Here is a 7,191-nt window from a genome sequence, read left to right as displayed (position 1 = left end):
CTTCGTTCAGTTACGTATTGCTAAGGTTAAAGAACGACTTCCATACTCATGACAGCACCTCCAGCACGTCCTTGCGGTTGGTGGCGGCGATGATGATGACGCCTTCGTTCGCGTCGAAACCGTCCATTTCCACCAGAAGCTGGTTCAGCGTCTGTTCGCGTTCGTCATTGCCGCCGCCGATGCCGACGCCGCGCGCCCGACCGACCGCGTCGATTTCGTCGATAAAGACGATGCAGGGCGCCGATTTCTTGGCCTGTTCGAACATGTCGCGGACGCGGCTGGCGCCGACGCCGACGAACATTTCAACGAAATCCGACCCCGAGATGGTAGAAAGGCACGCCCGCCTCGCCCGCGATGGCGCGGGCCAGCAGCGTCTTACCCGTGCCCGGAGGGCCGACCAGCAGCGCGCCTTTCGGGATCTTGCCGCCAAGACGGCTGAATTTCTGCGGGTTGCGCAGGAATTCACGATCTCCTCCAGTTCCTCCTTGGCTTCGTCGATGCCCGCCACGTCGTCGAAGGTGACGCGCGGCCATGCTTTTCGGTCAGCAGCTTGGCGCGCGACTTGCCAAAGCCCATCGCGCCGCCTTTGCCCCCGCCCTGCATGCGGTTCATGAAGAAGATCCACACCCCGATCAGCAGGATGAAGGGCAGCCAGACGCCCAGCAGGGACATGAAGCCCGACTGTTGCTGCGGCTCGACCCGGACCTCGACATTCCTCGGCGATCAGCTGATCGGCGATTTCTTCGCCCTGGGGGCGGATCGTCGTGAACTGCTTGCCATCCTTGGTCGTCAGGCCGACCTTTTCCCCGTCGATGGTGACGCTGGAAATCTGATCGTTTTCCACCCGTTGGATGAAGTCGGAATAGCTGATCTGGCGGCTGTTCATCTGGCTGGAGCCGTCGCTGAACAGATTGAACAGCGCCAGGATCATCAGGAACAGGACCACCCAGAAGGCGATATTACGCGCGTTGCCCAAAGGCTCTCCTCCGCGGGGTTTGAAAGCTCGACCTGAAAATAGGGATTCCGGCGCGGTGTTCAATGAGAGAACAGCATTGCGCGGAAATGTCCCAGTCCGCGGATCGGCTGCGCCGCAGGTCCGGCGCCGGTTGCGGGCAGGATGGCGGGGGCCGCGACCAGCCGGTCGCCCTGCCAGATGCCGGGGGTCGATGCGGCCTCGTCGCGGGTCAGGCCGGGGCGGCGCCAGTCCAGACCGGTCAGCGCATCATGGCCCAGAACGCGCACCTCCTGCCCCGGTTGTCAGCCCGTCGAGGCGCCAGCGGTTGTCCCAGATCGCGCCGCCATCGGCACCGGCGATGGCGGCGGGCGCCCGCGCGGCGGCGGCGGGTTCGCGGGATCATCCGCAGGCGGCTGGCGCGGCGTTCCAGAATCACGCCCTCCAGCGTGGTGCGGCCACCGGCACCGACCGCGACCATCGCATGCAGCACCTCGTCGCGCCGCGCCGGATAGTCGGACCCGGTCATCCAGCGCAGGCCGGTGACCAGGATACGGCGCCGGATTTCTTCGGGGGCGCCCGTGAAATCAGACAGTTGCAGGAAATCCGCGCCTGATCCGTCGCGATGTTTTCCGTCGCACGGGCGGCGAACTCCTGCAGCGCAGCGCGCGCCATCGCCAGATTGGCCGCCGTCCTGGCCCAGACTGGCGGCAGGGATATCCAGCGCCTCCAGCGCCTTGCGCATCCGCACCCGCTCATAATCAAGGTTCTGGTTCGAAGGGTCGTCGATCCAGCGCAGCCCCTGCTCCCGCAGCCAGTCGCGCAGTTCCTGCCGCGACAGGCCCAGCATCAGGCGCAGCCAGACCGTGCCGAAGGCCAGCCGGGATGCCGCCATCCCCGACAGCCCGTCGACCCCCGCCCCGCGCCCCAGGCGCATCAGCAGGGTTTCGGCCTGATCGTCCAGCGTATGACCCAACATCACCGCGTCCAGCCGGTTGCGCGCCGCCCAATCCGACAGCAGCCGCAGCCGCTGCCTCGCGGGCCTGCGCCATCAGATTGCCGGGACCGTCCTCCCGCCGCCAATGCAGGGTTTCATGGGCCACGCCCAGATCCTGCGCCATCCGCGCGGCGAATCGCGCCTCATCCGCCGATTCGCGGCGCAAACCGTGATCGACCGTCGCCGCCATCACCCGCCGCCCGGCGGCCCATGCCGTCACCAAATGCAAAAGCGCCGCGGAATCGCCGCCGCCGGATACGGCCACGCCGACCGCCGACATATCGCCCGCCAGCCGGTTCAGCTCTGTCGAGATCCGACCGGCAAGGTCTGCCGTCATGGCAGTTCCGGCATGGATCTCCGCGTCGAAAGCAGCCTCGGGGTCAAGGCTGGCCGCATCATCGCCGCCGATGGCGCCGGTGTCCCCCCGATTGCGCGGCGCAGCCGGTTGAGGCCACGCGCCGTTCCGCCTCGGCCGCCTGCGGGGCGGCGGGGAAGCGGGCCAGAATTTCGAACAGATAATAGCAGCCATCCGCCGGGCTGCCGACCTGCGACATGGCGCGCGACAGGCCCAGCAGGGCATCGGGGGCCTGCGGCCCGTTGGGGTTCGCGGCGAAACTGGCCAGCCATGCCTCGCCCGCGGCGGGCAGATCGCCCGCGCTGTCCAGCGCGGCACCGCGCAGGAACATCGCCTCTGCCGTCAGTGGCCCGCCCGCGTGGGATTGCGCGACGGCCGCGAAGAGGTCCGCAGCACGACGAAAGTCACCTTGACCGAGCACCTCCCGGGCCCGGTCGAAATCGGCTGTCTCTGCTTCGGTCGCAGCCCCCGCCGAAGGGTTCGGGGTGCCCTGCCGCGCCCTGTTCATGCCTTGCTGATCCGAACCCGGCAGCGGCGCGGAACCGCCCTGCTGCCCCAGATCCGGCGTCGTCAGCGAACCCAGATCGCAGTTCGGCTCCATCTCGCACAGGCGGAATTCGATATCGCCGATGCGGGTGGTGCCATCGCGCACGATGCGGTCGATGCGGTTTTGCAACTGCTCGGTCTGGCCGGTCAGTTGCGCCAGCCGCTGTTCCATCGCGTTCATGCGGTCAAAGGCGCTGTCGCCCCCCGCCGCCGCAAAGCCCGCAGGCCCCGAGGCGACCAGTTCCGACCGCAGCGTTTGCAGATCCGCCGTCAGCCGGCTCAGTTCCGACCGGATATCGGCCAGCGAGGCCGCCCGGTCCTGCGCATGAGCGCCCGGCGTGGCGCCAGGGCCGCCAGCGCCAGCGCCGAGACCATCAGCAACCTGCGCATCAGCTACCGAAGCCCGGGCTGACCACGGTGACGGCGCGGCGGTTTTTGGTAAAGCATTCCTCGGTCGAACAGATGGCCAGCGGGCGTTCCTTGCCATAGCTGACGGTTTTCAGACGCCCGGCAACGACGCCTTGCGAAATCAGGTATTCCTGCACCGAACTGGCGCGGCGCGCGCCAAGCGCGATGTTGTATTCGCGGGTGCCCTGTTCGTCGGCATGACCTTCGATCATGGCGCTGAAACCCTGGTTCTGGTTCATCCACTGCGCCTGACGGGCCAGGATGGCGCGCGCCTCGGGCGTCAGGCTGGACTGGTCCAGCAGGAAGTTGACGGTGTCGCCGACCTCGGCCTTGAAATATTCCGCCGTGCCCGGACCGCCCAAGACCCCGGTGCCGACCGTTCCAGCCGCACCGCCGCCCATCGCATAGGGGTCGTTCACCATGCCCCCCTGCGGCTTCGCACAGGCCGCCAGCCCCAGAATCACGGCCAGAGCGGCAAATTTCATCATCTGTTTCATCGCCATTCCCATCGCGATCCCTGAGTTACGGCAGCAGCGGGCCCCAATCGGGATCCGAAGCCGCCCCGTCGAAGTTCACAGGTCGCATGTTGCGCCCGGTAATGTCCACCGAATGCAACCGCGACTGCCCGGTATCGCCCGGAGTGGTGCGCATGAACATCACGACGCGCCCATTGGGGGCCCAGGTCGGGCCTTCGTCAAGGAACGATTCCGTCAGCATTTTTTCCTCGGAACCATCCGTGCGCATGACGCCGATATGGAACCGGCCGCCGACCTGACGGGTAAAGGCGATCAGGTCGCCGCGCGGCGACCAGACCGGCGTGCCGTAGCGGCCATCGCCAAAGCTGATGCGGCGCGGCTCTCCGCCGCCTGCGGACATGATATACAGCTGCGGGCTGCCCGAGCGGTCGGATTCAAAGACGATCTGCTTGCCGTCGGGGCTGTAGCTGGGCGAGGTTTCGATCGAGGGCGCATTGGTCAGCGCGCGCTGTGCGCCCGACCCCGCATCCATCTGATAGATATCGGTATTGCCGTTCTGTTCCAGCGAATAGACGATCCAGCGCCCATCCGGCGAAAAGCGCGGCGAAAAGCTCATGGTGCCCTGCTGCTGGCCCATCTGGCGGCTGGCAAGCGTGTTCACATCCATCAGCATGACCTGCGGGAAACCCGTGGCATAGGAGGTATACAGCAGCCGGTTGCCATCGGGCGAAAAGCGCGGGGCCAGCACCAGCGCGGAATCGTCGGTCATCCATTTGATGTTGGCGCCGTCGTAATCCATGATGCCGATGCGTTTCAGCCGGGCATTTTTCGGGCCGGTTTCCGACACGAATGCCACGCGGCTGTCGAAATAGGGGCCTTCGCCGGTCAGCCGGGCATAGACCTGATCGGCGGCCTTGTGCGCCGCGCGCCGCCAGTTGCCCGTGCTGGCATCGAATTGCATCCCGTCGCCAAGCGGCTGGCCGGAAAACACGTCGAACAGCCGGAACTTGACCACGACCTTGCCGCCCTGAACGCTGACCGCGCCGGTGACCAGCGCCTGCGCATTGATCGCCTTCCAGTCCTCATAGGCGACGGCGGCGTCGAAACCCGCCGGGCGAGCGATATGGGCGCTTTGCGGAATTTCGCGGAACAGGCCCGTGCCGGTCAGATCGGCCGCGACCAGATCGCGGACCTGCCCGACCATCTGCCCCGCGCCGCCTTCGTCGAAAAAGGTGATCGCGAAGGGCATCGGTTCGATCACCCCCTCGGTGATTTCGATCCGCAGGGGACCATCCTGCGCCAGCACGGGCGCGGCCAGACCGAACCCCGTCAGGGCGATGACAGAAGAAAGTAGAAATTGACGCAACATGAATCGGCCCTCTGGCGGTTTGGTTGCAGGTTATCGGTTCAGCGCGGCAAAGGGCAGAGCCCCGATGGCCGGCATTGTCACGAGCAGCGACGTCACGATCACATATTCGGTATCTGTGCGGGAATATCCCCGGCCTGGCGACTGTCCGGGCATGTCGCGGGCATCCACGATGCCCATCGGCAAGATATAATGTTGCAGCTCGTCTTCGGTCCGGGATGGTTCGGCGCCGTCCTGAACATGGTCAGGACAGCGGCCAGGCGCGCGACCCGCAGCCCGGTCATGCGGCTGGTTCGCCGCGGCCTGACTGGTGACGCGGATGCCGTCGGGACGGATCAGCCCGCCTGATCGGCCTGAAACGCCACATGATACATGCCACCCGGCTGGCGTTTCTGCCCGGCATGTTCGGGATCAGGGACAAAATACCTGCCCACGCATTTCCGGATCGACTGCACGGCACTTGCCGCGCCGTCCTGTTGTGCGGCAACAGGCTGCGCGACGGTCGGGGCAGGGCTTGCGATCACGGCCATCCGGTTCCGCATCCCGCCTACCTCAGCGCCGCGCCACCGCTGGCCCGGAAGTCGATGATGACATCCTTCCAGCGGTTGTATTTTTCCGGCGGCAGCTTGTAGCCGCCGCTGCGGGCCGCGCAGGCCAGAATGGCCCGGCGCGCGGCCTCATAGGCCTGATTGGCGGCGGCATCCGAACCGCCATCGTGGCCGATCATCCGCAGCGAGCCCTGTTCCGGCATGCCGTTCTGCGCCATCGCGAAACGCACGGAAACCGTGACGCGGCTGGCCTCGGTCGAGAGGGCGCCACGGTTCCAGCAGGCTTCGACCGCGATGCGGAAACCGTCCTTTTCGCCCTGGCTCAGCGGCGGGCCGCTGGCAGCAGCGCCACCACCGCCCGAGCCGCCGGAACCGGCCTGTTCGGCAGCCGCCGTTTCAGCGGCGCGACGTTCGGCGGCGGCAGCGGCCTCGCGGCGTTCGGCCTCTTGCTGACGGGCGCGGGCTTCGGATGCCTGACGTTCAGCCTCTTGTGCGGCGCGGGCGGCTTCGGCTTCGCGACGCTGTGCCGCCTCGCGTTCCTCGGCGGCGCGGGCTTCGGCCTGTTCGCGGGCGCGGGCTTCTGCCGCTTCGCGTTCGGCGGCCTCGGCTGCGGCAGCGCGGCGTTCGGCAGCGGCACGGCGTTCGGCAGCGGCCTCGCGTTCCCGCGCCTGATTTTCCTCGGCCTGACGTTGTTCTGCCTGCCGCTGTTCTGCGCGGCGTTCTTCTGCCGCACGTTCCGCTGCCGCGCGTTCCTCGGCGGCCTCGGCCTCGCGCGCGGCGGCGGCGCGGCGTTCGGCGGCGGCAGCCTGGTCCTGCTCTTCGCGCTGGCGTTCGGTTTCGCGTTCGGTTTCTGCGCGCCGTTCAGCGGCGGCGCGTTCGGATGCGGCCTGTTCCTCGGCACGGGCCAGTGCCGCCTGACGTTCGGCGGCGGCGCGCTCGGCGGCCTGCTGGGCGGCTGCCCGACGGGCGCGGGCCGCCTCTGCCAGACCGGCGGGGCGCGATTGCGGGCGCGACGATGTCACCGGCGCCAGCGCCGAACGCGGCGGCGTCACGGTCTGCGGCTGAGCGGGCGTTTCGGGCCGCGATTGCGCCGGCGTCTGCTGCGGCAGGGCCGCGCCATCGTTGGCCTGATCGGGCTGCACGGGTTGCGGCGCGACGGTCGCCACCTGCTGCGGGCGCGGCGTCGGTTCCAGATCGCTCAGATCCGGGCGGGCTTCGGGGCGGTCGTCGGGGCTGGCCAGCACCTGCGCCTGCACGTCGGGCGACGGCGGCGACATCGCATCCGGCGCGCCGGTCACGTCCTCCTCCGACGGCGGGCGGGGCTGCGCGGGGGTCGAGGCGGCGGTTTCCGCCACCGGCCCCGCCCCGCGGCGGCCGCCGCGATCGCACGGAATTCGGCTTCCGACATGGTCGAAACCGAGGTCATCCGCACGGCCTCCAGCGGCTCGGTGCGAAAGAACACGCCGCCGACCGCGACCCAACCGATCAGCCCGGCATGGGCAAGCCCGGAAACCCAGGCCCCGATGCGATCCGCGCGATCCAT

General features: G+C 67.9%; 8 protein-coding genes and 2 pseudogenes. All 10 read right to left on the bottom strand.

The window, feature by feature from the left end:
* Positions 1 to 58: 58 nt before the first annotated feature.
* Positions 59 to 976, bottom strand: a pseudogene (locus PE067_RS14165) (ATP-dependent metallopeptidase FtsH/Yme1/Tma family protein); the annotation flags it as partial.
* 59 nt (positions 977 to 1,035) lie between these two features.
* The gene (locus PE067_RS14160) at positions 1,036 to 1,242 is read right to left on the bottom strand and encodes a hypothetical protein (RefSeq protein ID WP_276190160.1); all 207 of its coding nucleotides are present in this window, start codon (positions 1,240 to 1,242) and stop codon (positions 1,036 to 1,038) included.
* Entirely contained in the window at positions 1,215 to 1,931 is a 717-nt protein-coding gene (locus tag PE067_RS14155; RefSeq protein WP_276190281.1) for a tRNA lysidine(34) synthetase TilS, read from the bottom strand. The genes PE067_RS14160 and PE067_RS14155 overlap by 28 nt, the downstream gene beginning before the upstream one ends.
* A gap of 67 nt (positions 1,932 to 1,998) precedes the next feature.
* Positions 1,999 to 2,229, bottom strand: a pseudogene (locus PE067_RS14150) (ATP-binding protein); the annotation flags it as partial.
* Between the two features lie 115 nt (positions 2,230 to 2,344).
* Positions 2,345 to 3,337, bottom strand: coding sequence for a tetratricopeptide repeat protein (locus PE067_RS14145; RefSeq protein ID WP_276190164.1), 993 nt, complete (start codon positions 3,335 to 3,337; stop codon positions 2,345 to 2,347).
* On the bottom strand, positions 3,240 to 3,743 hold the full coding sequence (gene pal / locus PE067_RS14140) for a peptidoglycan-associated lipoprotein Pal (protein ID WP_276190280.1): 504 nt from the start codon (positions 3,741 to 3,743) through the stop codon (positions 3,240 to 3,242). The genes PE067_RS14145 and pal overlap by 98 nt, the downstream gene beginning before the upstream one ends.
* A gap of 37 nt (positions 3,744 to 3,780) precedes the next feature.
* Positions 3,781 to 5,103 (bottom strand): Tol-Pal system beta propeller repeat protein TolB, encoded by a 1,323-nt coding sequence (tolB, locus tag PE067_RS14135; RefSeq protein WP_276190279.1) that lies wholly within the window; start codon positions 5,101 to 5,103, stop codon positions 3,781 to 3,783.
* 332 nt (positions 5,104 to 5,435) lie between these two features.
* Positions 5,436 to 5,630, bottom strand: coding sequence for a hypothetical protein (locus PE067_RS14130; RefSeq protein WP_276190166.1), 195 nt, complete (start codon positions 5,628 to 5,630; stop codon positions 5,436 to 5,438).
* A gap of 17 nt (positions 5,631 to 5,647) precedes the next feature.
* Complete coding sequence (locus PE067_RS14125) at positions 5,648 to 6,946, bottom strand: protein TolA (protein ID WP_276190278.1); 1,299 nt, start codon at positions 6,944 to 6,946, stop codon at positions 5,648 to 5,650.
* Positions 6,943 to 7,191 (bottom strand): hypothetical protein, encoded by a 249-nt coding sequence (locus tag PE067_RS14120; protein WP_276190277.1) that lies wholly within the window; start codon positions 7,189 to 7,191, stop codon positions 6,943 to 6,945. The genes PE067_RS14125 and PE067_RS14120 overlap by 4 nt, the downstream gene beginning before the upstream one ends.

The organism is Paracoccus sp. DMF-8 (genome assembly GCF_029309835.1).
Lineage (GTDB): Bacteria > Pseudomonadota > Alphaproteobacteria > Rhodobacterales > Rhodobacteraceae > Paracoccus.
Note: the sequence above shows the minus strand (reverse complement) of the source record. Positions and strands in the feature narration are given on the sequence as shown.

Coding starts and splice junctions, on each gene's coding strand:
- PE067_RS14155 (WP_276190281.1), bottom strand. CDS start 1,931: ATGTTGGGTCATACGCTGGACGATCAGGCCGAAACCCTGCTGATGCGC.
- PE067_RS14145 (WP_276190164.1), bottom strand. CDS start 3,337: ATGGCAAGGAACGCCCGCTGGCCATCTGTTCGACCGAGGAATGCTTTA.
- pal (WP_276190280.1), bottom strand. CDS start 3,743: ATGAAATTTGCCGCTCTGGCCGTGATTCTGGGGCTGGCGGCCTGTGCG.
- tolB (WP_276190279.1), bottom strand. CDS start 5,103: ATGTTGCGTCAATTTCTACTTTCTTCTGTCATCGCCCTGACGGGGTTC.
- PE067_RS14130 (WP_276190166.1), bottom strand. CDS start 5,630: ATGGCCGTGATCGCAAGCCCTGCCCCGACCGTCGCGCAGCCTGTTGCC.
- PE067_RS14120 (WP_276190277.1), bottom strand. CDS start 7,191: ATGGATCGCGCGGATCGCATCGGGGCCTGGGTTTCCGGGCTTGCCCAT.